The organism is Oceanobacillus sp. J11TS1, from assembly GCF_018333215.1.
Classification (GTDB): Bacteria; Bacillota; Bacilli; order Bacillales; family Amphibacillaceae; genus Oceanobacillus.
On the sequence record NZ_BORO01000017.1, the window covers coordinates 35,828 to 61,604 of the forward strand.

At 38.9% G+C, this 25,777-nt stretch carries 20 protein-coding genes and 1 pseudogene; 3 read left to right on the top strand and 18 right to left on the bottom strand.

The window, feature by feature from the left end; genetic code table 11:
- Nucleotides 1-321 precede the first annotated feature (321 nt).
- The 4 genes from KI343_RS13385 to KI343_RS13400 all read right to left on the bottom strand — a co-directional run bounded on the left by KI343_RS13385 (nt 322) and on the right by KI343_RS13400 (nt 6,189).
- The gene (locus KI343_RS13385) at nt 322-1,785 is read right to left on the bottom strand and encodes an APC family permease (RefSeq protein WP_212926961.1); all 1,464 of its coding nucleotides are present in this window, start codon (nt 1,783-1,785) and stop codon (nt 322-324) included.
- 226 nt (nt 1,786-2,011) lie between these two features.
- On the bottom strand, nt 2,012-3,790 hold the full coding sequence (gene xsc, locus KI343_RS13390; RefSeq protein WP_212926926.1) for a sulfoacetaldehyde acetyltransferase: 1,779 nt from the start codon (nt 3,788-3,790) through the stop codon (nt 2,012-2,014).
- 42 nt (nt 3,791-3,832) lie between these two features.
- Nucleotides 3,833-5,188, bottom strand: coding sequence for an aminotransferase (locus KI343_RS13395; RefSeq protein ID WP_212926927.1), 1,356 nt, complete (start codon nt 5,186-5,188; stop codon nt 3,833-3,835).
- Between the two features lie 278 nt (nt 5,189-5,466).
- On the bottom strand, nt 5,467-6,189 hold the full coding sequence (locus KI343_RS13400; protein WP_212926928.1) for a GntR family transcriptional regulator: 723 nt from the start codon (nt 6,187-6,189) through the stop codon (nt 5,467-5,469).
- A gap of 280 nt (nt 6,190-6,469) precedes the next feature.
- On the opposite strand from KI343_RS13400, the gene KI343_RS13405 reads away from it, so the two are divergent.
- A complete protein-coding gene (locus KI343_RS13405) occupies nt 6,470-7,381 on the top strand; it encodes a LysR family transcriptional regulator (protein ID WP_212926929.1) in 912 nt (303 codons plus the stop codon).
- Nucleotides 7,382-7,733: 352 nt separating this feature from the next.
- Here the strand turns inward: KI343_RS13405 and KI343_RS13410 are convergent.
- The 5 genes and pseudogenes from KI343_RS13410 to KI343_RS13430 all read right to left on the bottom strand — a co-directional run bounded on the left by KI343_RS13410 (nt 7,734) and on the right by KI343_RS13430 (nt 14,650).
- Nucleotides 7,734-9,126 (bottom strand): annotated as a pseudogene (locus KI343_RS13410) (aminotransferase family protein).
- Between the two features lie 71 nt (nt 9,127-9,197).
- Nucleotides 9,198-10,610: a sodium:solute symporter family protein gene (locus tag KI343_RS13415; protein WP_212926930.1), complete on the bottom strand. Its 1,413-nt coding sequence runs from the start codon at nt 10,608-10,610 to the stop codon at nt 9,198-9,200.
- A 66-nt stretch (nt 10,611-10,676) separates the two neighbouring features.
- Nucleotides 10,677-11,654: an agmatinase gene (gene speB, locus KI343_RS13420; RefSeq protein ID WP_212926931.1), complete on the bottom strand. Its 978-nt coding sequence runs from the start codon at nt 11,652-11,654 to the stop codon at nt 10,677-10,679.
- Between the two features lie 149 nt (nt 11,655-11,803).
- Nucleotides 11,804-13,213 (bottom strand): sigma-54 interaction domain-containing protein, encoded by a 1,410-nt coding sequence (locus tag KI343_RS13425; RefSeq protein ID WP_212926932.1) that lies wholly within the window; start codon nt 13,211-13,213, stop codon nt 11,804-11,806.
- Nucleotides 13,214-14,650: a sigma-54 interaction domain-containing protein gene (locus KI343_RS13430; protein WP_212926933.1), complete on the bottom strand. Its 1,437-nt coding sequence runs from the start codon at nt 14,648-14,650 to the stop codon at nt 13,214-13,216.
- 235 nt (nt 14,651-14,885) lie between these two features.
- On the opposite strand from KI343_RS13430, the gene KI343_RS13435 reads away from it, so the two are divergent.
- Nucleotides 14,886-16,196, top strand: a complete 1,311-nt coding sequence (locus tag KI343_RS13435; protein WP_212926934.1) for an ArgE/DapE family deacylase — start codon at nt 14,886-14,888, stop codon at nt 16,194-16,196.
- A 128-nt stretch (nt 16,197-16,324) separates the two neighbouring features.
- Nucleotides 16,325-17,644 (top strand): MFS transporter, encoded by a 1,320-nt coding sequence (locus KI343_RS13440; protein ID WP_212926935.1) that lies wholly within the window; start codon nt 16,325-16,327, stop codon nt 17,642-17,644.
- A 394-nt stretch (nt 17,645-18,038) separates the two neighbouring features.
- Here the strand turns inward: KI343_RS13440 and KI343_RS13445 are convergent, their stop codons facing one another.
- From KI343_RS13445 to KI343_RS13485, 9 genes are all read right to left on the bottom strand, one after another.
- Nucleotides 18,039-18,197 carry a hypothetical protein gene (locus KI343_RS13445; protein WP_212926936.1) on the bottom strand — a complete coding sequence of 53 codons (159 nt, stop codon included), beginning with the start codon at nt 18,195-18,197 and terminating at the stop codon, nt 18,039-18,041.
- A 111-nt stretch (nt 18,198-18,308) separates the two neighbouring features.
- Nucleotides 18,309-18,476: a hypothetical protein gene (locus KI343_RS13450; RefSeq protein WP_212926937.1), complete on the bottom strand. Its 168-nt coding sequence runs from the start codon at nt 18,474-18,476 to the stop codon at nt 18,309-18,311.
- A gap of 38 nt (nt 18,477-18,514) precedes the next feature.
- On the bottom strand, nt 18,515-19,393 hold the full coding sequence (locus KI343_RS13455) for a type II toxin-antitoxin system SpoIISA family toxin (protein WP_244856939.1): 879 nt from the start codon (nt 19,391-19,393) through the stop codon (nt 18,515-18,517).
- A 437-nt stretch (nt 19,394-19,830) separates the two neighbouring features.
- Nucleotides 19,831-20,394: an HAD family hydrolase gene (locus tag KI343_RS13460; RefSeq protein WP_212926939.1), complete on the bottom strand. Its 564-nt coding sequence runs from the start codon at nt 20,392-20,394 to the stop codon at nt 19,831-19,833.
- Nucleotides 20,395-20,684: 290 nt separating this feature from the next.
- Nucleotides 20,685-21,686: a hydroxyacid dehydrogenase gene (locus KI343_RS13465; protein WP_212926940.1), complete on the bottom strand. Its 1,002-nt coding sequence runs from the start codon at nt 21,684-21,686 to the stop codon at nt 20,685-20,687.
- Between the two features lie 90 nt (nt 21,687-21,776).
- Nucleotides 21,777-22,967 (bottom strand): thiolase family protein, encoded by a 1,191-nt coding sequence (locus KI343_RS13470; protein WP_212926941.1) that lies wholly within the window; start codon nt 22,965-22,967, stop codon nt 21,777-21,779.
- A complete protein-coding gene (locus tag KI343_RS13475) occupies nt 22,964-24,124 on the bottom strand; it encodes an acyl-CoA dehydrogenase family protein (protein ID WP_212926942.1) in 1,161 nt (386 codons plus the stop codon). Before KI343_RS13475 ends, KI343_RS13470 begins: the two co-directional genes overlap by 4 nt.
- 12 nt (nt 24,125-24,136) lie before the next feature.
- A complete protein-coding gene (locus KI343_RS13480) occupies nt 24,137-24,916 on the bottom strand; it encodes an enoyl-CoA hydratase/isomerase family protein (RefSeq protein WP_212926943.1) in 780 nt (259 codons plus the stop codon).
- Between the two features lie 11 nt (nt 24,917-24,927).
- Entirely contained in the window at nt 24,928-25,773 is an 846-nt protein-coding gene (locus tag KI343_RS13485; protein ID WP_212926944.1) for a 3-hydroxyacyl-CoA dehydrogenase family protein, read from the bottom strand.
- Nucleotides 25,774-25,777: the final 4 nt, after the last annotated feature.

The following is a 25,777-nucleotide window of genomic DNA, read 5'->3' on the forward strand; positions in this document are numbered from 1 at the left end:
TAATAGACTGTTCTATATTTATCTAGTATTTGTGGCCAATGATATCTTAAACGAGCACATATCTGCTCTAATATGAGTCCGCTTAATTCAACAAAATCTACATCCACATCTGTAATTTTCCGTTCAGCAATAAGGACGCTTTAGCCTTCCATAATATTCCTTCTCGTCCAACCTGATAACGCTTACATTAATACCTTACTAGAACCCCTTTTCCTTCCAATCCAGACTGTCTTCCTACCCAATTGTTACAATTCCCATCTAATTCTATTATATATCCATCATAATCAGTGATAATCTCTACTAACCTCTATCCCGCACTTATTACGAATCTTTGTTATCCGTCGAAATTTCTTCTTTACCAAGAATGAGATAGTTCATTTCCTTATCCGACAATTTGTTGAAACTTCCCCGATTCATCAGATAGAAAATTACCCCCAAAATAACCCAGACAGCAAGAGCGATTCTGGACTGAATACCGAGAAATGCTGGTGAACCTGGTATCAGCAGTAACCCAAGAAAGACAATGCTTGCAATGATTCCAAACCCTGCAAACGCCTTTTTTACAGGTGAAACCACATGTTTAGCCTCATTAAAATTAGCATCTATCTTCCATTTAAATAAAGTGAAGGCAGTATAGCAGGTATAAAAATAGGCAATCGTCACACCAATTGCAGACATATCCACTACCCAGGTGAGTGCTTGACGTCCAAACCAAGGTGCAATCATGGATACCAATATGACAAAAATAATACTTATATGAGGTGTTTTATACTTTGGATGTAATTTTGAAAAGGTCACAGGTATAATCTTGGCACGTGACATGGCGAATAAAAGACGGCTCGTTGAAATGATAAAGCCATTTAATCCCGTAAATATCCCCATTGTTAGTGCAACAACCAAGATGATTACGCCCATTGTACCTAGTAACTCTTGGACTGCAGTGCCTGTACCCCAAACATGGTTTGCAGCATGCAAATCCTCCCATGGCTGAATCATTGCTGTAGTTAATATCATCAAACAATACAATAATGTTGCTACAAGGATAGCCATAATGATGAGATTAAATGCTTTTTTGGAGGAGAAGTCAAATTCTTCAGCTGCCTGTGGAACATTATCAAAACCGACAAAAGCCCAAGGTGCAATCGCGACAATTGTCATAATAGCAGCAAATGCAGTAGTATCGGTCGGAAATGCAGGTTGAACATTTGATAGCCCTGCAGCAGGATCCGCCCCTGCCATAAAAGTAAGTACTACAACCCCCACAACCATAATGATACAAAAAATAAACTGAATACTTCCCGATAACCCGCCGCCCCTGATATTGGAGTAGCCGAAAATAGCCAGCGCTACAGATGCGATGACAATTTCCATCCCATAAACCTCCCAACCTGCAATTTGATACATATACAGGTTTTCCAATATGGATGGAAATACAAATTTAAACATAAGCGCTAACGCGGAAGCATTCAGAGCAACAATACAGATATAACCTAACGTCAGAAACCACCCACTAATAAAGGCATGCGTTCTTCCAAGACTAATATAAGCATAGGCAAATTCACCGCCCGAGACCGGGAAGCTCTTAATAAGAAACCCATAGCTAATCGCAATCAGCATCATCAGTAAACCACCAATCGCAAAGCCAATCATTGCCCCCATCGGTCCAGCAGTGCCCATCCAATTTACTGGTTGTACAAATGCTCCCCAGCCAATAGAGGATCCAAGTGTAATTGCCCATACCCAGTGTGGTTTTAATGTTTTTTGGAGTGTACTCCTTTCTTCCATAACGATGTTCGAGTTTTCTTTTAAATTACTTTCCATGCTCTTCCCCCTATTATATTAAGATTTTCAAACAATCATTTTTAAGCGAGCATTTTACGCATTGAAGGGAATTTACGCGAATAAAGGAAATTTATTTACAGAAACACTTACTCGTTTATGGTGAATGTGCAATAAATCCCCTGACTATCCAGAGATTTATTGCACAAAATACTTTCTTCAATCCTAAGCCTTATTTATCTCCCCAAACCTCATGATCCAAATGTTTATATTTATCCAGCAATCTAGTCGGCATCTGTAAAGCATCTCTACGGAAAGGTGGCGCAAGTTGCGTACCATCCACAAAAATATTCAGTACTGCTGGCTGTCTTTTTTCTAATACCTCCTTAACTACCGGTGCAATATCTTCAGGCTTTTCAATTCTATAACCGAGCGCACCCATTGACTTAGCTACTTCAGCAAAATCTGGAGCTTCAATATCCGAGCCGATGAAACGATTGTCATAATAATCGACTTGGTTTTTCTTCTCCGCTGCCCACGATTTATTATTAAATACACATGCAATAACAGGAATGTTTTGTTCTACTGCTGTACTTACTTCATGAAGACTCATTCCCCATGCACCGTCCCCAATGATTGCAACAACTGGTGTGTTCGGTTCTGCAAGCTGTGCACCGAGAGCCGCAGGGTATGCAAATCCTGTGTTTCCAAAAGTTAACGCGGCGATATGGCGACGTGACTGATTAAATTTCAAATATGCATTCGCCGTAGAAGACACATTTCCAATATCGGAGGAAATGATCGTGTTTTCAGGCAGAGCCTTCGTTAGTTCCAACAATGCACGACGAGGGTTAATTGGACTGCCATCCTCCATGGCTAAGTCGACTAATTCCTGTTCCCAATCCTGTTTCACTTTACTTAATTCTCTTAGAACTTCCGTCTTTTTAACTGCTTCTGGAACAGCTGCTTTCAATTGCTTATATATTTCATCCGATGTGGCCTTCGCATCGCCAATAATACCTACTTCAACTGGGTGTGTCCGTGCAATATTTCTTGGGTTCAGGTCAACTTGAATGATTTTAGCGTTCTTCGGAAAATAATCAATATCATAACAAGGCAATGTACCAAAGACAGATAAACGTGTACCTATAGCTAAGACCACATCAGCCTTTTTCAAAGTGCGCATAGCTGCTTTGGAACCCATGTAGCCTATCGGACCAACTGCCAGCGGATGATCTGCCGGGAAAGCATCGTTATGCATATAGGAAACGGCAACCGGAATCGTTAAGTGCTCCGCAATTTTGCTTACCGCGTCAATACCATTGGCATCAACAGCGCCCCGACCTGAAATGATGACAGGATATTGCGCATCTTTTAATAGCTCTACTGCCTTCTCAATGGATGCAGGATCCCCACTTCCTCTTGAGTCCACCCGATATTGATGCGGTTGTAAAATTTGATCTTCCAATTCTCCGTAAAATAAATCCCTCGGAATATCGTATAGAACTGGACCGCGCTCTGCGTAAGCAATTCTAAATGCTGTCCGTAAACAATCTGCAACACGACTTTTATGCGTTACTCTCACTGTTTCTTTTGTAATTGATTCAAAAATAGAAACCTGATTGGCCTCCTGAAAACCATCCCACCCGATTGTAGGTGTACCGGCCGATGGCGAAATAACTACCATAGGGGTATGCGCCTGATTGGCAGCAGCAACGGATGTAACCATATTTGTAATTCCTGGTCCGTTTTGCCCTATCACCACTCCCGCTATGCCGGATACACGTGTATAAGCATCTGCCATATGCGCTGCACTCTGTTCATGACGGACTGGCAAGAAACGAATTCCTGCAGTCGGGAATAGATCCAGCATATCCATAAACGCTGATCCAACGATGCCATAGACTTCCTTTACATTTTCTGCAACTAATGTTTCTACAATTGCCTCACTTGGAGTCATTTTCACCTTTTTAGTTATTGCTTTTTTCACTTCAGTTTGCTGCTTTGCCATTTAAAATTCCTCCTTTAATATGAATTGAAGTTTATACATATTTTAAAGCTTACGTATTACGAAACTTAATGTATCTACAAGAAAGTCTAAGTCTTCCTCTGTACTCGTTAATGGAGGGGCAACGATAATTACGTTACTATAACCTGGAACGGTATCCCCATTACGACCAACAATTAAGCCCTTTTTCTTACAAGCCCCAATAATTTCATTCATAGAGGCATCATCTAATGGCACTTTGCTTACTTTATCCGTTACCATTTCCAACCCTACTAAAAATCCAATTTGTCGCACTTCCCCAACATTTTCACATTCCGTTAATTGATGAAGCTTCCCTAATTTTGATTCACCTAATTTGCTTACACGTTCCACAATGTTTTCTCTTTCAATAATTTCGATATTTTTTAGTGCTACAGCACACGATGCAGGATGCCCACCATAGGTGGATACATGGCGAAGATGATTATCTTTGCCTTTTTCTTTAAAGACGTTGTAAATATCTGATTTAACAGCTGTCGCTCCTAATGGCAGATACCCACTCGTCAGCCCTTTTGCCATTGTTACAATATCAGGCTGAACACCTTCTGCATGCATAAACCCGAACATTTTCCCGGTTCTTCCATAGCCAGAAACCACTTCATCCATAATTAACAATACATTGTGCTCTTTACAAATCTCTGCTACACGCTGAATATATTTCATCGATGGAATAATGACACCGCCACCTGAAATAAAAGGCTCCATAATAAAAGCAGCTACTGTTTCTTCCCCTTCCCAATGAATCATTTCTTCAACTAGTTGGGCCGCTTTCAGATTGGACTCTTCTTGATCTTCACCAAAAACGGAGCGGTAGCTGTATGGCGGATATACATGCAAGAAACCTGGCACACCAGGGTCATACTTCACTCGGCGATTTGCTTGCGCAGTAGCACTTAGCGCACCTAAAGTCGATCCATGATAGCCACGGTAACGAGAAATAACTTTATATTTTCCGGGATTTCCTGTTTGGTTATGGTATTGCCTAGCAATTTTGAATGCGGTTTCATTTGCTTCCGATCCACTATTGGAAAAGAAAGTCTGATAGTTATCTCCCAACAATTCACTTATCTTTCCTGCAAGCTTCATTGCAGGCGGATGGTTCATTGTCAGCGGGGAATAGGTGAGATTTTTCATTTGCTCTGCTGCTGCATCAACGATTTCCTGTCTTCCATGACCTAGATTTAAACACCATAAACCAGAAACACCATCTAAATATCGATTGCCCGCATCATCTGTAAACCATGATCCTTCACCTGAGACTGCTACCATCTGCTGTGCCTCTGGATTATACCGATGCATGGCGTTCCATAACTGGGAAACATCCTTTTCCACAACATGAGTCACTTTTGTTTCACTCCCCATTATTAAACCTCCATTCAATCATTGTTTAAAAACCAGACAAACAAAATTCGCTACTTATTTCCCCTTTATATCATAGGATATCCCATCGGCATCTGAATCACTTCTCTTTAAGAGATTTTTAGCATGCATTCGAGCAGAATACATCGGGATGTCCGTACCAATTTAATTGCAAGGGTTTCCTCTATTATAAAATTAATTTTCAGAATATCAACTTATTTTTATTAATTCAGTTATTAAAATCTTCAATGCAGTGTATAAAGAATCATTATAGATGAAAATTATCCGTTCTTACGGGACAGATTTATTGTAAATGAATACATATCGCTTCGGTAATATGCCTCCTCAAATTCAATAATCTCATTGGATTGGTTCTTTATCGTCCTTTCTGCAACAAGGACGTAGGATTCAGGAGGTATCATTAATAAATCCTTATCTTCGTTCATTAATTGTCCATTGCTTATCGTTTGTCGTGCATGGGCAAATTGGATACCTAATTCATTTTCAAGCAAATCATACAAAGTAGCGTCATTTAGATTATAAGAAAGCAATTTTTCCCCGATTGAAATTGGGTAGTAATGCCTCTCAACACCTATAGGAATCTCATCTGCATAACGAATCCGCTTTATAAAATAAGCTTCCGTAAATCCAGTGATTTTCTTAATTTCTTCGGAAGGCTCTGTAATATAATGAGAAACTAGCCTTGCTCCAGGCTTCATCCCCATTCTTAAAATCGTATCTGTCGTACTGCTTAAATGACCGAGCCAATCTTGAATCGGTTTTAATGATACAAAGGTACCTTTTCCATGCTTTTTTTCCAATACACCTTCTTTTACCAGGAGATTAATTGCCTCCCTTACTGTACTTCTGCTTACGTGATAGTCTTCTGTAAACTTTCGCTCCGTTGGGATTTGATCCGTATAATCGCCAGCCGCAACCTTCCTTTCTATAATCTCCTTCAATTGAACGTGTAACGGGATGGGACTATTATAATCAAGTGACACATTATCCCTCCTTCAAATTAAACTTTTTAAATATTCCTATTAGCATAAACTCCATTCCATGCATTTTCAATATGTTTTCCCATCTACGCTTAAAAGTTTATCTCTCTGTTTTCCTTCCGTTTCTATATCTATCGCTAAATTTTTCATTGCTCTTATAGAAATATCCCCCCTAATACCTAACATAACCCCAGTTTAATAAAAGAGGTAAATTATTGTGATAATTTAGATAGTAAAATATAATATAATATAAATATAAAACAAGACTGGTTGGTGATACAAAATGGATCAATATCTACAAGTATTCACAACAGTAGTGGAACAGAAAAACTTCTCACGTGCAGCAAAGGAACTGCATATGTCTCAGCCTGCGGTTAGTCAGTATATACGCACACTGGAGGAAAATTTAGGAGCAAAGCTATTAGAAAGAACGAATAAATATGTACGATTAACTAAAGCCGGGGAAATCGTATATCATCACGCTCAAGAAATTTTGGGACTCTACACAAAAACGCAGAAACTAATAGATGATCTGATTAATAAAGCTCAAGGCCCCATTTCCATTGGCGCAAGCTATACATTTGGTGAGTATGTATTGCCACGTATTATCGCCGTCTTACAAAAGGCTCATCCTAATATTCAACCAACCTTGACGATAAATAATACTACGAAGATTGCTAGTTTGGTAACTAGCAATCAATTGGATATAGGCATTGTAGAAGGTCATTTTCGAGATAAGCAATTAATCGTAGAAGAATTGGCGGAGGACCGCATGGTAATTGTCGCTTCCCCTCTCCATGAATTGACGTTACAAGAAAACAATCTTGAAAATAGGAAACTGGAGCAAGAGACCTGGGTTGTACGGGAAACTGGCTCAGGAACTCGTGAGGCTACGGAAAAAATATTTGAGCAAATAGGAATTTCACCTCTAAAAAAAATAACGTTTGGCAGTACACAATCCGTTAAGGAAGCAGTAGAAGCCGGTTTAGGAATTAGCATCCTCTCAGAATGGGCAATCCAAAAAGAATTAAGAAACGGGGATTTAAAAATAATAAAGGTAGAAGGACTTCCGTTCGTACGACAATTTTCCATTATAACCAAATCGCCATTCCAAACAAAGGCATTAGAATTGTTTATTGAATTAATGCATGAAAGGAAGCTATTGACGCCACTAGAGAAGTCAAAATATACGTGATATTTTATCTTTTGGGGGGATACGGATATTTATTCTTATTATCCATAAAACTAGTTTAGGGATAACAAAAGCATGCAGAGGTATCTATATGGGGTAAATATATTTCAGCTGGTATTTTAAATTAAGCTTGTAATCTCAAAAGATACAGTTGCTGTTAAAATAATAAATTCCAATTAGTATGAACAGGAGGACTACAGAAAAAATGCTGTAGCCCTTTTAGTTGTTTAACGCTTCAGCCAATAACTAGATCACATACCAATCGATAAACTGCTAGAATCCTTTTTTTTTGATACAACTACTCCCTATTTCGGTCTACTTATATATTTCTATTTCTTCAACATTCCTCAAATACTCAAACTACCTTAAGCCCTTCTTTCACTTCTTCAATCGCACCTTTTACACGCTCAATCAACGAATCAACCTGCGACTGATTGATAATCAGCGGTGGAGCAAAACAGATAATATCCGTACCTTCATAAGTTACCGCCCTACAGATAACTTTTCTCTTATGAAGTGCCTCTATCACTTTTGCCGCTACTTGTAAGTCTGCAGGGAAACGTTTATTCGTTATAGGGTCTTGTACGAATTCGATCGCACCTAAAAGGCCAACAGCCCGAACATCCCCTACAATATTACATTCCTCTTAAATCTGTTTAAATCCCTTTAACAATTCTTCTCCCATTTTTCTAGCGTTCTCTACTAACCCTTCACGCTCGATAATTTCAATATTCTTTAAGGCAACAGCGGCTGCAGTTGGATGTCCACTATATGTGTAACCGTGGAATAGGGTACCTGTTGACTTTTTTCAATACTTCGTGGATATGGTCGGATACGATGACACCGCCAAGAGGTATATAGCCACTTGTAACTCCTTTGGCAAATGATATTAAGTCTGGTATCACACCCCAATTTTCAACACCAAACATCTTTCCCGTTCGACCGAATCCAGTAATTACCTCATCGGCAATAAGAAGAATTCCGTATTCATTACATACGTCTCTTACCTCTTGAAAGAAATTGGATGGAGGAATTAAAACGCCGCCTGCACCTTGTATAGGTTCAGCAATAAAGGCAGCAATCGTTTCTGGCCCCTCCGCTTCGATTATTTGACGAAGTGAAGCAATCGCTTTATCTGTACCATTCTCATATGGTGTATCAGCATGTCTAAAATCCGTCATCATATTTCCTGCCATATTCCAAAACTCGGGGATACCTGTTGCACTTGTGGAAGCAGCAGCAACACCATGATACCCGCGTTTCAATCCAATGACTTTATTACGATCTGGTTTACCCTGTATTCTCCAATAATGACGAACCAGTTTAATTGCCGTATCATTTGATTCAGAACCTCCAGATGTAAAAAATACTGCATTCAAGCCCTCTGGAGCCAGGGATGCTATTTTTTCAGATAGTTTTATGGCAGGTTCATGGCTAAACGTCGAAAAAGCAGAACTGAAAGCTAGCTGTTTCATTTGCTCAGCTGCTGCTTCTGCAAGCTCCTCTCTCCCATGTCCAACATTTACATTCCATAAAGAGGACATCGCATCTATAAAAACACTTCCAGATTTATCAGTTAAATAAATCCCATCCCCCTTTTCTATAATGAGTTTTGCACCGTGTTCCTGCTGCTGTTGAATAGAAGTTGTCGGATGAATAAAATGCTTTTTGTCCAATTCAATTAATCTTTCCACTATTACTACCTCCTTTATCGCCCCTAAAATGTAACCGTTACAAAATAGAATCATGAAGAAAAACCAGTGATATAAAATAAAATCTACCTATATCTACTACTATTTAATGATTCTATAAAATATAACTAGCTGCTAGCTTCCATTTTTTCACGAACTTCTCGATTACCTTTATTTGTTTTATCCGTTAACGATAAAAGAATCATAACAACAATATTAGCAGCAATTCCATATAATATCGGATTACTTGAAGATAAACCTTCTATAGCAAGACCGCCTAAGACAACGGCCGAACTAACCAAAATGGAGTAAAATGCCGCCTTCGCTGTTGCCCTTTTCCAGAATAGACCGAAAACGATCGGGATAAAAATAGCACCCGCAAGCAATGCATAAGCAACGTCAATCGCTACAAGCAACTCTTGTATCCATAATGCAATAATAATCGCTATTATACTAATAATCATTGTCGTACCACGTGACAGAAGTAAAAATTGACGATCCGTAATGCCTTTAAAGAAATGATCTTTTAAAATATCCTTTGCAATTAAAGTGGAAGAAGCAAGCAATGTTCCGGATGCGGTTGACATAATTGCTGCGGCCACTGCGGCAAAAACAATACCAAGAAGTCCTGTAGGTAACGTTTCAAAAGCCATACTTGAAAACACATTTTGGGTATCTTGGATATTTGGCAGAATAACTAGTGCACACATACCAATGATAACCATTGCCATGGAGTATAAAAAGCTATAAATTCCAACAAGGATACCGCCAGTTCGTGCCGTTTTTAAATTTTTAGCTGTAAAGAATCGCTGCCAAATATCTTGTCCAACCATCATTCCCAAGGTAAAAGTTAATACATATTTAATAATTTCCTTGAATCCAATTGCTGAAAAGTCAAAATAGGAACTCGGTAACTGTGACGTTAGTTCCCCAAAACCGCCTACTGCCGATAAACTATTCGGAAGCATAATTAGAAAAATACCAGCAGTCATAATGACAAACTGAATAATATCGGTCATTGTGACAGACCACATACCACCCAGGATGGTATAGAAAAAGACAACTCCACCACCAATTAACATAGATAATATGAGATCCCAGTTAAAAATAGCGCTTAGTAAAGCACCAATGGCAATAACCTGGGTTACGCTTACCATTAACGCATAAATTGCTGAAATAACGGCACCGACTAGTTTGGATTCTACATTAAAAAGTTTTCCAAGTAATTCACTTATGGTCATTAAGTTAAAACCCATGACTCGTTTTAATAGAAGTAAGCCAAAAAGCGTAATTCCAAGACCCATGGAAAATACGAACCAAACGCCAGAGAAACCACTTTCATAACCAAGCTGAGCGGAACCTATGGTTGAGGATCCGCCAAGAAAAACAGCTGTCAGACAACCGAATACCATAAACACTCCCAGGTTACGACCTGCTAATAGATAAACTTCCGATGTCTTAGCTTTTATTGTTCCAATAATTCCGATAACGACAAGTACAGAAAAATAAATAAAAATAATAATAAAATCAAGTGAAGACATTTATTTCCACCCTTCAACGTTTTATAAATTGGGGGAGGAAACGACATCTCGCGTTCCTCCCTGCTTTTAATGGCGTACTATATTTTCCGTTCTCTCTTTTTCGAGATGTGTCCGCTTTTTCATCGCAACTAAAGAAATCATTTCAAAGATAATTGCAGATGCTGCCACAGCAGTAATCTCACCACTATCATAAGTTGGCAGGACCTCAACTAAATCGAAGCCTTTAATATCCAGGCCATCTAAGTCACGTACAAATTCTAGTCCTTCGTAACTTGTTGGACCTCCAACTTCAGGTGTACCCGTTCCTGGGGCGTATGCTGGATCAAGGAAATCAATGTCATAGGAAACAAATACAGGTTTATCGCCAACCCGATTATGAATTCTTTCCATCACCTTTTCATAACCAATTTCTCTAACTTCCTTCATTGGAATAACTTCATACCCTAACTCTCGAGCGTCTTCGATATCTTCAGGACCATAGAGCGGACCGCGCATTCCAATTTGGATGGAGTGGTCTACATCCACCAGACCTTCTTCTACTGCTCGTCGGAAAGGCGTACCGTGCATATATTTTTCTCCAAAGTAGTTATCCCAGGTGTCCCCATGCGAATCAAAATGTACGAGTGAAATTGGACCATATTTTTTAGCAAATGCACGTAAATGACCTAATGAAATAGAATGGTCGCCGCCCATGATAACCGGGACAATCTCTTTATCTAGTACTGGTTCTAGAGCGTTTACAATATTATCGTAAGTTGCATGTATGTTACCAGGAATGATATCAACATCCCCGTAGTCAACTCCTGAACAATAATCAAAAATATGAATATCTTGATCTGGATTATATGGTCTCAGCAAAACAGAAAAATTTCGAATATGCTGCGGGCCGTACCTTTGTCCTGTTCGATTTGAGGCAGCTGTATCAAACGGAACTCCCATTACTACAAAATCAACCTCTTCTGTTGTTTGTACATGTTCTAATCTCATAAACGTACGTGGTCCTGTAAACCGTGGTGATCTTGATGAATCCTTTGGACGGTACATTAAAATTCCCCCTTAATATGTATTCATGAATATAGTAGCAATTTTTATGCCAATTCACCGAATACGAATATGGCAACGATTTAATAGAAAAATAATGCAATAATGAATTAAGTAAAAGCTAAATTTAAGTCAGTTATGAATCATTTGATTCATTTTGAATTAATGCTGTATTTCTTCAGTCTGCGAACTACCGTTGACTGACTAAGACCAAGATAATCAGCCATTTCATACGTTGTTTTATATTGCCGATAAGCATATGTTAACCAACTTTTTTCTACTTCTTCCAACGCTTGATGAAGTGTCATCCTTCTTTGTTCAAATGTTTTTAACGGCCATTCTTCTATATTTGGTTCCTTCGCCATTACTTTTTTGATAAATGGGATACTTGAAGGATAAATGACAGCTGTAGGAGACGTGATAACAATACGCTCAATAAGGTTTTCAAGCTCACGGACATTTCCAGGCCAATCGTATTCAAGAAACGCTTGAATAGTAGATGGATGGAATGATTTATTCATTTTATACTTTTTATTAAAAATAGATAAATAGTGTTGTGCTAGCGTGTATATATCATCTACCCGGTCTCGTAGCGGCGGGATAGTAATAGGAATGACATTTAATCGGTAATATAAATCTTTTCTGAATCTCTTTTCCCTTACCATTGCCTCCAAATCTTGATTGGTCGCGGTGATAAGCCGGAAGTCGACCTTTTTGGCCTTGGAACCACCGATTCGAGTTACTTTCTTCTCCTGCAGCACTTTTAATAATTTTACTTGGATGGAAACTGGCAGTTCAGCAACTTCATCAAGAAATAATGTTCCTCCCTCTGCAAGTTCTATGATTCCTGCTTTCCCTTTTTTACTTGCGCCTGTGAAAGAACCAGGTTCATAGCCGAATATTTCTGATTCAAACAGCGCCTCCGGGATCGCACCACAGTTTAATTCAATAAAGTTTCCGCCATGTCTATCACTTCCATCATGTAAGGCACGGGCAAATACATTTTTCCCGACACCGGATTCTCCAAGGAAAACGACATTTGCATCAGACCTCGCCACCCGGTTTACCAATTCATAAATTTCCTGCATTATTTTACTTTTTATTGGAATCTGATACGCCGTGGTTTCTTTTTCTCGTAATTCTTCAATTTCAGACTCATATTTCATCATTTTTTTCTGTAATTGCTCGTAGTCTTCTTTCAGACGCTGGATTTCTGTTAAGTCATGAGAAAAGCTGATAATCCGAACCATTTTTCCCGTACGATCAAAAATAGGGATGCCCGTGGCCATAATAACCTTTCCGGTTGGCGTCTTTTGCATTACTTGAACTTCCTTTTTTTCTTTCAAAACCGCGGCTGTGACGGAAGGATAAAAAATTTTCTCCTGTTCTAATTGATATACCGTTTGCCCAATTAATTCATCGCGCGCTTTCCCATAAATACTTGTACAATTGGAACTCGCTCTTAGAACCATACCATCGCTATCCGTTACAACGATATTATCATTTGAAGTGTTTAAAATACCTTCTAATTCTATATTGATAAGTTCTAATTCATTATTCATTTATTTTACCTCCTGCTTCACAAAGGTTTTACTCTCCTCGACCACCAACTGGATGTTATACTTTCTGATCCTTCTCATAAGTAATGATTGGGTAACACCTAAAAATTTTGCAGCTTTCCTTGTTGATTTTTCCTTTTCCAGAGCATCTATAATCATCTTTCTTTCTGTTTCTTCGAGTATCTCTGGCATTGTCGCATTCCTTAAATGATTTGATACATCGAAATGGATATTTTGTTTCACCATTTTCTGAGGAAGGTCTTTTTCTTCAATGACCTCTTCTTCTGATAAAATCACAAGTCGTTCAATTAAATTCTCTAACTCACGTATATTACCGGGCCAAGAATATTGTAAAAATATCTTAAAAACTCCGTCGGCAATGCGCTTTCTTTTATGATGTGTATTATTAAACAGATTTAAATAATACTTGGTCAGACTCTCAATATCTTCACGGCTTTCCCGTAAAGCAGGTATCTTGACTGTTAATACATTCATTCTGTAAAACAAATCTGAACGGAAAGTGCCTTCACTTACCATACTCTCCAAATCCCTGTTAGTTGCTGCAATAATTCGCACATCTGCTTTTTGGGGTACCCTCGCACCAATCGGAAAATATGTTTTCGATTGAAGAAAATGCAATATTTTTGCCTGTAATTGTAACGGCAATTCTCCTACTTCATCCAAAAGTAAAGTTCCACCCTCTGCGGATTGAATTAATCCTGCTTTCCCTTTCGAAGTTGCCCCAGTGAAGGATCCTTTTTCATACCCGAATAATTCAGATTCCATCAAAGACTCGGGTATTGACGCACAGTTAATCTCTACAAAAGGTCTAGATTTCCTCTTACTAAACATATGAATTTTTTTCGCCATCAAGCTTTTTCCTGTACCTGTCTCACCCACGATTAAGGCCGTTGTATCTACTTCAGCAATTTTTCCAATAAACTTTTCGGTCACAACTCGACTATCGCTTTTCCAAAAATTGTTATATTTAACTTTGTTATTTGTAAGCTTTCGAATATAGGTACTATATTTTTCTAATAACTCTTCAATCTCCTGAAGCTTCGTTGTATTTTTTACCACTTCCGTAATATCTCGGCAATGAGCAACAGCCGCAATTATTTTCTCATTTTTATCTTTAACTAAATGACCTGTCGCAATATACCGCCTTCCTACCGCAACCTCTTGCACAGCACTAACATTTTTTCCTGCTTTCAGCGCTTTACGGATGACAGATGGTTTAAACACGCCTTCCTTTTCGAGATCCTTCACATTTCTTCCAATAATCTCATGCTTTGAAAGACGAAACATTGATTCACTCACAGTATTTATCCACAATGTTGTTCCTTCCTGATCTGTAATATAGATTGCATCATTAATAGACTCCAAAATATCGGTAAACAGATCTGGGTTATGATGGAACAAATCTAACAACTTTTCCAAATCATTTCCCCCTCTCGGATCTTTTGAATCTATTCCGATTCGAATTTTTAATAGAACGGAGTAGAGCCAATAAAAAATGAGTTGAAATCAAATCATGTGAGTTGGTTTTTGTTTATTATATCTATATTTTTCACAATTTTCTATGTTTATTTTCAAAAAATACTAGTAAATGCTACATTTTTCTCTCTTTTTTTGGCATGAACTTTGCAGGATAAGTAACAGGAGGCGATATTTTATGAAAACAGATATCGATGTAACGGAAAGCGTGTTTAAACAGATAGACAATTCCTGGGAAAGAGAAGTCCAATTTTTACAAAAGCTCTGCCAGTTTCCCTCAACACTTGGCAATGAAGCATCCATTCAACAATTTATTGCCGATTTTTTGGAGAATGAAGTCGGTTTATCTGTAACAAAAGTGATTCCCAATCCCGAAAAGCTGTCCTCACATCCTGGCTACTCGAAACCAGAATGGTCATATGATGAAAGGCCTGTTGTTATTGGTGAATATCACGCAGAGGGCAAAAAGAAAGGAAAAAGCGTTATCTTTCAAGGGCATATAGACGTTGTTAGTCCAGAACCAGTTTCTTTTTGGGAACATCATCCATGGGGCGCTGAAATTGTCGGAAACAAATTGTATGGCCGCGGAACAGCTGATATGAAATCAGGTGTTGCTGCTATGATTTACGCATTAAAAGCTATTCAAGATGCTGGAATCAAGCTTTCATCGGACGTTATTATCAAAACGGTTACAGAAGAGGAATGTACTGGAAATGGGGCACTTGCCGCAATAGAAGAAGGTTTTAAAGCAGATGCAGTCCTTATTCCCGAACCTGTACTTGGACAAAGAGCACTGATTGCTCAAGTCGGCGTAATATGGGTCAGGATTAAAGTTAAAGGGTTAGGTGCACATACAGAAAGAGCTGACAAAGCTGTAAATTCAATTATCGAGAGTTATAAAATGATCAATGCACTTTTAGATTTTGAATGTGAATTGAACAGGAAGAATAAAAACAAAGCTTTTGCTAATCATCCACATCCATATAACATCAATATTGGAAAAATACATTCAGGCGATTGGCCTTCAACTGTTCCTTCCGAATGTACGGTGGAAGCAAGAGTTGGATTCCCGCCGGGGGTTAAGCCGGAAGATATAAAGAACGAGTTAAAGGCCTATTTGTTAGCTGCTTCTGAAAAGGATGACTGGTTAAGAAGAAATCCGCCAGAAATTGAATTTTACGGCTTTCATGCAGAAGGTTTTTCAATTGATCCAAATCAAGCGTTATTCGATGTTTTAAACGAAGCGCATACTTATGTCGTGAAGAAACCATTGGAATTTGGATCCTTTACAGCAACAACTGATGCAAGGTTTTATAACCTGTACTATGACATTCCTGCCACTTGCTATGGCCCAACAGGGGAGGGGCTCCACGCACCGAATGAGTGGGTTGATCTTGACAGTGTCAAAACGGTAACAAAAACGTACGCTGCATTTCTACTAAAGTGGTGCGGTTATAGTGACTATATGATTAAGAAAGATAAGAATTAAAAAACCGATGGACTAAATTCAACTCGATTTTTTATAACTTCGTATGGCTTTATACCTTAGGGGTTTTATAGAAAATTTCTGTAATAGAGTTCTTCCCTGTAAAATTAAAAAAAGTGATGGTGAGAAAAATGTCAAAAATAAAAAATTACGACGGCAATATGGAAGAGCAGCAGCGAAAAAAGCAAGTTAAAAGAGCAGCCCTTGCCAGCGTTGTTGGAACAAGTATTGAATGGTACGATTTCTACCTGTATGGAACGATGGCCGCTTTAGTATTTCCAAAATTGTTTTTTCCAGAATCAGACCCATACATTGGGTTACTTCTATCATTTTCAACACTTTTTATAGGATTCCTTGCTCGTCCACTCGGGGCAGCATTCTTCGGAAGTTTTGGTGATCGAATTGGACGAAAAGCAACATTAGTAACTACGCTTCTTTTAATGGGGATAAGCAGTACACTCATCGGATTATTGCCAACATACGAAAGCGCAGGGATTATTGTAGCTTTTCTATTAGTTTTCTTTCGTTTTTGCCAAGGTTTCGGTGCTGGAGGGGAATGGGGAGGATCGGTTGTACTCTCTGTAGAATGGAGTTCTAAGAAAAGAAGAGGAATCATGGGAAGCATGACACAAATCGCATCCCCCATTGCACTACTCCTGTCTTCAGGTGTCGTCTCCCTCACTATCTTTTTAACAGGAGAGCATTTTTATACTTGGGGTTGGAGAATTCCTTTTCTAATTAGTATTTTACTTGTTCTAATCGGCTTTATTATTCGACGCGGGGTAGATGATTCGCCTCAATTTAAAAAGATGAAAAAAGAAAATCGCCTTGCAAATAAACCAGTTATAGAGGTCTTTAAAAAATTTCCTAAAACAATTTTTTTAGTTATCTTTGCCGGCTTAGCACAGGGGGTACCTTTTTATGTCTTCACTACCTTTGCTATAAGCTATGGAACAGAACAACTGCAACTAGAGGAACAATTTCTAACTAATTCTATCTTGTTGGTAGCGATAGTCGAAATCATTGTAATCCTCTATGCGGCACATTTATCAGACAAATATAATAGAAAAATCGTATTTTACGTTGGTAGTTTATTGACTATTTTGGTTGCATTCCCATTCTTTTGGATCATTGATACTAAAATACCATTATTGGTTGTTTTAGGCATGTGCATCTCCATTCTTGGCGCTGGAACAGTATATGGACCACTCGCCGCATTAATTGCAGAGTGTTTTCCAGCCAACCTTAGGTATAGTGGGACATCCCTTGGCTATCAGCTCTCAGCTGCTCTCCAAGGATTATCACCATTGCTATGTGTGTATTTATTAAATACATTTAATAGCACTGTTCCTATCAGTATCTACCTTATTGCCACTAGTCTTATTGCTATCTTGGCTGTTTCTCTGCTAAAGAACAAGTCAAACCAAATGGAAATGGAAAAAGCGAGTTAATTAAACGACACTTAACTAAACTTATTTTAAATTATTTACCAGAAATGTAACAGGAAAGTGAAAGCTGCAATCGAGCTTGGACTACTTGATGAAGAAGATCTTTGGAAGATTTTATATCAGTAAGGTATTTCCAGGCTATTTCACTTTAAAGTTTATAGAGGAACTAAAAAAGAAAGGGGCCGTGATTTGTAATAAGGCTCCTTTCTTTATATGAGATGAACCGTCATTAATACTTTTTCTATACGAAAACTCCTGACATTACCAGCAAGAATCTCAGGGGGTTCACTACCCTATTCTTCTGTTATCCATTCCTAATATTTCTTTCAACTTACCTGTAGTCTTAATCAAGAATCTTTAAGGAGGGGCTCCGTCTATAATATATAATGATGGTAAATCATTGTCTGCTTCGTTTAGCTAAATGATCTCTTTTAATTGTTTTTAATTTACTTTTTATCTTTGCGTTTAACTGTAGCAGATTATCTGCTTTTTGATCATAATTCGGTATATTTCCTGAAGGTTTATCAAAAATTAGTGGACTTTTATTTTGCCTCACATGCTTACCTCCCGCAAAAGTTGCTTAATTTATGTTAAATATACTATCTGTATGGCCAATATATTCCTATTCTAAACAAAAAAAAGACAGGAATATACCTGCCTTATTGATTTAGCTACTTACTTTTTCCTTTGTCTTCAAATGTTTTATAGCTCTGTCACTTTTTTTAAATAACTCTGAAGTGTGTTTAGCATTAGGAATTTTTGGAATAGACGTTCCTGATTTTTTAGTAAAAAAAGAAGACTTAATTGAACGCTTGGCAGTATCTGTCTTTATCATTTTATCTACCCCTTCCTTTTTCTTTCATTATATCAAACTTACAAAGAATCCTCTATAGTTTCTGTTAGACTATCAGACTTTTTGTACCAAGAATGGATAAGTACCAAATTAATTACATGATCAAAGTCAATCTGCAGTATTGAATCTCTATTAGATTTTATTAAAATAACTACTGGAAAAACAAGGTCATTAAATGGAATTAAGGCAGTATAATTATCCAATTGAACTACATTATTTTTATTTAGATTTTCTTTATTGCTTTTAGATAACTCTAATCCCATTATCCCCAGTTCATCCCATAGTTTCTCATCTTTCTCTTCTACGTTTAGTGCAATTATATTCTGGTTACAAATATCACCATATGAACTTAAAAATTCTGTTAAAGAAGAGCAGTACTCTTCTATATCCCATTCAAGAGATTTAAAAAGTGAATAATCTATTCTATTTAAAATACTAGTAAACTGTTTTCCTTTATTTTTTGTTTGGATAATTGTTTTTTTCATCTCTTCATTTATATTTTCAACTTCATTAATCTTTTCAATTTCAGCACCGCCTATCTTTTTTATATTAGGAGTAAGAAAAATGGTCAAATCAACAAAGATAAACATACCTGCTAATAAAGCATATTTCTGCCAATGCTCTTGGTCGAAACCGATTCCACTAATAATTAAAACAATGCCTATAATAAACAAGAAATACCAAGTACGCCGTAGATTTTGCTTATGATTCTTAAAATAACTTGGAAATAACCAGCTTATTAATACAATAACCAGAATAAAGCAAATGAGTAACGTCCATTTATTAGATTGAAAAAAAGATATTATTCCGCTCCCGTAACTTACTGATATGTAAACAAATAATAAGACTGATATCGGTATAATCAATAATTTTGAAAGCTTATATTTTTCTTGTTCCATAACAGTCATCCTTTATAAATTATTATATATCTTTATTCGACACAATTAGCGTCAATCCTTCACAAAAGGATAAATTTTATAAGTTGGCTGAATACTCTTATAAGGCAGCTTCTTCACATTTTAAAAATATAAATACTCCTAGATTGCTTCACGCTAAATAGAAGCAACAAGCGATTTCCTGATGATTTTTTATTATATCCTCCAGAGCTTGTCCTGATTGCTCAAAATTTTCGTGATAACAAAATAAGCCCGCTGCAATAGTACAACAGCAACAGGCTTTTCTTAAAGGGATTTCACCTATTAATACTTCCAGCAAGAAACGTTTTCCCCGACATAAACTTTTTTTATTGATGCTGGAAAATAAATTCATTACCTATTAAATCACTCACACCCATTTCCATCTCCAGGGTTCTTTTCAAATACTGATGCTATACCAATTACTCCCTATCTCCCTCTTCACTGCACCCAACAATCAACTCAATCGCTTGTGGCACAGACGCAACATCCCACACCGGCAAAATCCACGGAGGGGTGATAACCTTTTCATTAAAATCCTCTCTGACCGATACTTCCGGGTTTTGAAGCCAAATTGCATGCATTCCAACTCTATTTGCCCCAATGATATCCGTATCCCACGTATTCCCTATCATAACAGCTTCTTCGGCTTTAATATCTAATTTTTCAAGCACATGATGATATACGACGCTATCCGGTTTTTCTGGAATAGCTAGATCTAACTCAGACTTTGTGGCATAAACATAGTCAAACTTGTCCAGAATCTGTAACCTTTTTAACAGCTCCCGGACTACGTCACTGTCACTTGTTGCTGTATTACTGAGAATCGCATGCTTTAACCCCATATGACTTATCAATTCTAGCACTTCTAATACGTGTTCTCTTAATTCTATTTCCGGATATTCTGTAAGCGGCTTTGTGTCCATTCTTCCATTTGGCGGAGTTGTTAATGTTTCTCCCAAATCCCATATTACATAAGTTACCATGGATTTTATTCTCCCTATTAATTTAAGATTCCTCGGTTAGAATTCTCTAAACTCTCATAATTATAAACTTTATTCTATAATAAAAGCATATAACCCAGATCGATAACTATCCAGTTATATGCTTTATATCATTTTAAGAAATATAATTTTTTACTCATTTCTTGAAGTGGGAGTCTTACAAAAGCCCTTCGATGGGACGAGTAATCGCAGTGGTTTTCGGTGGGACGAGTAATCGCAGTCCCAGTCCCAGCCAGTTACACTGCGATCAACTTTTAAAACTGGATGATATTCTAATCTCTATCCACTGTAGAAAGCGCATCTAAATTAACAATGGTGTCTATGTCTTCTCCTTCTACCGCTTTAATCAGATTCATCGCTACGGTTGTACTCATCTGCCTTGCCGCTTCCAGGCTGATTCCACCCATATGTGGGGTCTTAATTATTTCATCGATTCCAAGGAATGGGTGGTCTGCGGGTGCTGGTTCTTCACAGAATACGTCTACACCTGCCGCGCGAAATGTCTTATTCTTTAATGCTTCCACCATATCCACTTCATGAATGATACCTCCGCGGGCTGTATTAATAAGTATTGCATCTTTCTTCATCAAATTGAAAAAGGATTTATCTACCATTCCGTTTGTTTCCTTGTTAAGCGGAATATGCAAGCTGATTACGTCGCTTTCTTGAAATATTTTTTTCATATCTTTTGTGAGCGTAACACCGAGTGGTGCAGCAATTTTCCGTCTTTCCTCTGGTATTCTTCGCACATAGGCAGATACGTCCATATGGAAGCCATTCTTCATTATTTTCGCTACCTCTTGTGCAATGGATCCAAATCCAACCAATCCCAGTTTCTTCCCGTTTAATTCAAGGGTAAATCTTCCATCACGATAGGAATAATTCCCTTTTTCCATTTCTGTATGGAATGTGACAATGTTTTTCATGACTGCTAGCATCAGACTAACTGTGTGTTCTGCCGTGGCTACCGTATTAATTTTCGGGGCATGAAGGACGCGTATCCCTTTGTTCGTCGCATATTCCACATCAATATTATCTAGACCGACACCCGCTCCAGAAATTGCTTTTACATGGTCGCATGCATCCAAAATGGCCGGAGTAATCCGAGCTGGGGCCCGCAGAATAATTCCATCGACTTTATTATTTTGTAAAAAAGCGATGACCTTTTCTTCCTCAAAATCATCAAATTTAATGACTTTTGCGTTCTTTTCTAACACTGCCTCCCCATCCTTATGGTACATAGGGAGAATTTGCAGAATGTGTAATGCTTTCATTGGATTCTTGCCCCCTTTTATCCCATTAGGCAAACAAGGAAAGATAGACGATGGTTCAAAACGAACCTTCATCCCGCCCTGTCCAGCTTCTTATCTATCCACGTATTCAATAATCGTAGAAATACCCTGTCCGCCGCCAATACAAAGCGTAACCAGACCGTATTTTTCCCCTCTGCGTTCCATTTCGTGCAGCAGTTTTGTCATCAGAATGGCTCCAGTAGCGCCAATGGGATGACCTAAGGCAATCGCACCGCCGTTTACATTCACTTTACGTATATCCATTTTCGCTTCCCTGATTACTGCAAGGGCCTGTGCAGCGAATGCTTCATTAAGTTCGAAGAGACCAATGTCATTCATCGACAGATTCGCTTGCTTTAACGCTTTATACGTCGATTCCACAGGACCGATTCCCATAATCTCTGGAGAAACTCCGCTCGCTGCCTGGGCAATTATTTTTGCTTTCGGATTCAAGCCATATTCATCCAGCTTTGCTTTATTCATCATAAGTACAACAGAGGCACCATCGTTTCTTCCACTAGCATTCCCTGGTGTTACTGTTCCATTTTCTTTAAAAACAGCTGGAAGTGTTGCCAGTTTTTCTGGAGAAGTTAAAAAAGGATGTTCATCTGTGTCAAATGTAAAAGTCTTTTTCCTTTCTTTTACATCAACCGGCACAATTTCTTTTTCAAAACGGCCGGATTTGATGGCATCAGCTGCCAGCAACTGACTCCGATGTGCAAATTCATCCTGTTCTTCCCGGGAGATGGTATACTTTTCCGCGAGGTTTTCAGCTGTGAAACCCATTGTTAGATTTCCATATTTCTCTATCGGTTGAGAACATGGCTGACTCTCTGTATTCGGGTCGAGCAACACGCCGTTACCCGCACGATAGCCAAACCGGGCATTTCTTAGATAATAGGGAGCCGTACTCATACTTTCTGCCCCGCCAGCGATGACCACGTCCGACAAACCGAGCTTAATTTGCATGTCGGCATTGTTGATCGCCTGCAGCCCGGAACCACATTGACGATGGACAGTGTAGGCACTAACATCTACAGGCAAATCAGCACGTAATGCAGCCAGGCGTGCAAGGTTGGATGTATCTGCACTTTGTTTCGCCTGACCAAGAATGACTTCATCCACTTTAATCGCAGAACCCTGTCGCTTCATCAGTCCGCGTATTACTTTTTCTGCCAAAAAGTCAACCGGCACATCTCTTAATGCTCCTCCCAATTTACCGACAGCTGTCCTTACGGAGCCAACAATGTATGATTCATTCACTTTGCCGCCCCTTTCTGTTCACGCTTTAATTCAGCAGCGATAATATTTTTCTGGATTTCCGAAGTTCCCTCATAAATTTTCGTGATACGCGCATCCCGATAGTAGCGTTCAATTGGATAATCTCTCATATACCCAATCCCGCCGTGAATTTGTACAGCTAAGTCCGCTACTTTATTGTAAACTTCAGAACCATATAATTTAGCAATTGCCGCATCTTTTACAACCCGTTGTCCTTGGTCCGTCATCCAGGCTACTTTGTACGTTAAAGCTTCGAGCGCTGCGATTTCTTTACTGATTTCCGCCAGCATATGTTGGATTGCCTGCATCTCAATGATTGGATGGCCAAATTGTTCACGCTTTTGGGCATAATCCAAGCAATGTTCAAGGAGCCGTTTGCTTGAACCAAGATTTCGGGCAGCAAGTCCTGCACGGCCATTGGCCAGGATTTTCAAAGCGTTCACATAGCCGCTCCCTTCTTTACCGAGTACATTCTCTGCAGGAACTTCCATATCTTCAAAGAAAAGCTCTGCCGAATGGGAGCCGCGAAGCCCCATTTTATCTTCTACATTCCCTAAAATGAAACCAGGAAAGTCCTTCTCTACAATAAAAGAAGTAATCCCCTTTGAACCTTTAGAAGCGTCTGTCACTGCCATGACCGTAAATACATGGGCATCCACGGCATTCGTAATGTAGTGCTTCGAGCCGTTAATAATATATTTGTCGCCTTTTTTCACCGCAGTTGTTTTCATATTTGCAGCATTTGACCCAGCACTCGGTTCCGTGAGTGCAAAAGCAGCAATCCATTCACCAGAAGCCATTTTGGGCAAGTATTTTTGCTTTTGTGCTTCTGTTCCCATTTCTACAATTCCTACAGAGCCAATGCCCGTATGAGCCCCGATCAGTGTAGTGAACCCATTATGCGTTTTACCAAGTTCTTCGTAGATTGCACATTTCCCAACCATATCCAGGCCGAGTCCACCATATTTTTCTGGAATCCCGAGGCTGAATAGTCCCATTTGCTTGGATTGCTTCACAATATGCGCTGGAATTTCGTCTTTTTCCTCAATTCTCATCGCAACGGGTTCTACTTCTTCCCGCACAAATTTCCTGACATTTTGTCTTAGAAATTCAATATCTTCCGAAAAATAAAAGTCCATGTTATCCCCTCCTCATCTGTTTTTAAATGCTGCTTTTCTTTTTTCTAGAAAGGCAAGCGTTCCTTCTTGTTTATCCTCTGTGCCAAACGCCACTGCCTGAGAAAGCTTTTCCATCCACATCGCTGTATCATGATCAATGTCATAGCCCTTATGTACAGCTCGCTTAGCAAGCATGACAGCAACCGGCCCTTTTTTCAGCACAACAGCAGCAATTTCATCAATCTTATCCTGCAGTTTTTTCTCTTCCACCAAATAAGAAACCAAACCAATTCGTTCCGCTTCTTCTCCGTCTATAATTTTTCCAGTTAAGATCATATCCAGTGCTCGGCCTTTTCCAACCATACGGGAAAGGCGTTGGGTACCACCTGCCCCGGGGATAATTCCAAGATGAAGCTCAGGCAGGCCAAATTTAGCATTCTTTGTTGCTATGCGAATATCACAGGCCATCGCGAGCTCACATCCCCCTCCTAGCGCATAACCGCGGATTGCTGCAATGGTTACTTTACTGCAGTTCTCTATTTTGTTATATAATCCTTGCATTCCAGGTACGAGTGCTTCCAGTGGGTTTCTTTCATTCAATTGACGGATATCTGCACCAGCGGCGAACGACTTTTCACCTGCTCCCTGAATAACAATAACTTTGATTTTATCGTTCCTTTCTGCTTCCGTTATCGCTCCGTCCATTTCACGCAGCATGTTTGCATCTAATGCATTTCGTGATTCTGGACGATCAAGCGTCAGCCAAAAAATTCCGTCTTCCATCTTTACTTTGACACTTTGGTAATTATTCACCACATCTCCCCCTAATTATATTCATAAAAGCCTCGGCCTGACTTCTTGCCTAAACGGCCTGCTTTGACGTATTTCACCAGAAGTGGACAAGGGCGGTATTTCTCCCCTAAGGCGGCATGCAAATATTCCATGTTACGAAGCCTCGTATCCAGACCGACAAGATCAGCTAGCTCCAATGGTCCCATTGGATGATTGAGCCCGAGCTTCATCGCATGATCGATGTCTTTCGCAGAAGCCACTCCCTCCATAAGAAGATTCATCGCTTCATTACCAATCAGGCAATTCATCCGGGAAGTAACGAAACCGGGAAATTCATTCACTTCTACCGTCTTTTTATTAATTTTTGCAGCGGTTTTATGAATAAAATTCACTGTCTCCTCCGACGTTTCCAACCCCCGAATCACTTCAATCAGCTTCATTTTATGAACAGGGTTGAAGAAATGCATGGCGATCACTTTTTCCGGCCGCGAAGTCTGGGCACCAATTTCCGTCGGGCTCATCGTGGATGTATTTGTTGCAAGCACTGTTTCAGGTGGGCAGATCTGATCCAACTGCTTGAATACCTCCAACTTTACATCCATTCTTTCCAAGACAGCTTCCACAACCAGTTCCGCTCCCGCTGCTGCCGTTTGTAGATCAGGTTCAAACACAAGATTATCTTTAGCAGATTGATAGATTTCTTCTGTTAAAAAGCCTTTTTCAAAACTTCCTCCAAGTAAAGCATGAATTTCCTTTTTTGCACTCTCCAAAATCGCATGGTTTATATCATGGACATGCACTTTATAGCCACTGATTGCAAAAGCATAAGCAATCCCTTTTCCCATGACACCCGAACCGACAACAGTAACTTTACTCATGACA

Excerpts from the sequence above, each read along its gene's own strand:
- KI343_RS13385 (WP_212926961.1), bottom strand. The coding sequence starts at position 1,785 with ATGGAAGAAAGGAGTACACTCCAAAAAACATTAAAACCACACTGGGTA.
- xsc (WP_212926926.1), bottom strand. The coding sequence starts at position 3,790 with ATGGCAAAGCAGCAAACTGAAGTGAAAAAAGCAATAACTAAAAAGGTG.
- KI343_RS13395 (WP_212926927.1), bottom strand. The coding sequence starts at position 5,188 with ATGGGGAGTGAAACAAAAGTGACTCATGTTGTGGAAAAGGATGTTTCC.
- KI343_RS13405 (WP_212926929.1), top strand. The coding sequence starts at position 6,470 with ATGGATCAATATCTACAAGTATTCACAACAGTAGTGGAACAGAAAAAC.
- KI343_RS13415 (WP_212926930.1), bottom strand. The coding sequence starts at position 10,610 with ATGTCTTCACTTGATTTTATTATTATTTTTATTTATTTTTCTGTACTT.
- speB (WP_212926931.1), bottom strand. The coding sequence starts at position 11,654 with ATGTACCGTCCAAAGGATTCATCAAGATCACCACGGTTTACAGGACCA.
- KI343_RS13425 (WP_212926932.1), bottom strand. The coding sequence starts at position 13,213 with ATGAATAATGAATTAGAACTTATCAATATAGAATTAGAAGGTATTTTA.
- KI343_RS13435 (WP_212926934.1), top strand. The coding sequence starts at position 14,886 with ATGAAAACAGATATCGATGTAACGGAAAGCGTGTTTAAACAGATAGAC.
- KI343_RS13440 (WP_212926935.1), top strand. The coding sequence starts at position 16,325 with ATGTCAAAAATAAAAAATTACGACGGCAATATGGAAGAGCAGCAGCGA.
- KI343_RS13450 (WP_212926937.1), bottom strand. The coding sequence starts at position 18,476 with ATGATAAAGACAGATACTGCCAAGCGTTCAATTAAGTCTTCTTTTTTT.
- KI343_RS13455 (WP_244856939.1), bottom strand. The coding sequence starts at position 19,393 with ATGGAACAAGAAAAATATAAGCTTTCAAAATTATTGATTATACCGATA.
- KI343_RS13460 (WP_212926939.1), bottom strand. The coding sequence starts at position 20,394 with ATGGTAACTTATGTAATATGGGATTTGGGAGAAACATTAACAACTCCG.
- KI343_RS13465 (WP_212926940.1), bottom strand. The coding sequence starts at position 21,686 with ATGAAAGCATTACACATTCTGCAAATTCTCCCTATGTACCATAAGGAT.
- KI343_RS13475 (WP_212926942.1), bottom strand. The coding sequence starts at position 24,124 with ATGGACTTTTATTTTTCGGAAGATATTGAATTTCTAAGACAAAATGTC.
- KI343_RS13485 (WP_212926944.1), bottom strand. The coding sequence starts at position 25,773 with ATGAGTAAAGTTACTGTTGTCGGTTCGGGTGTCATGGGAAAAGGGATT.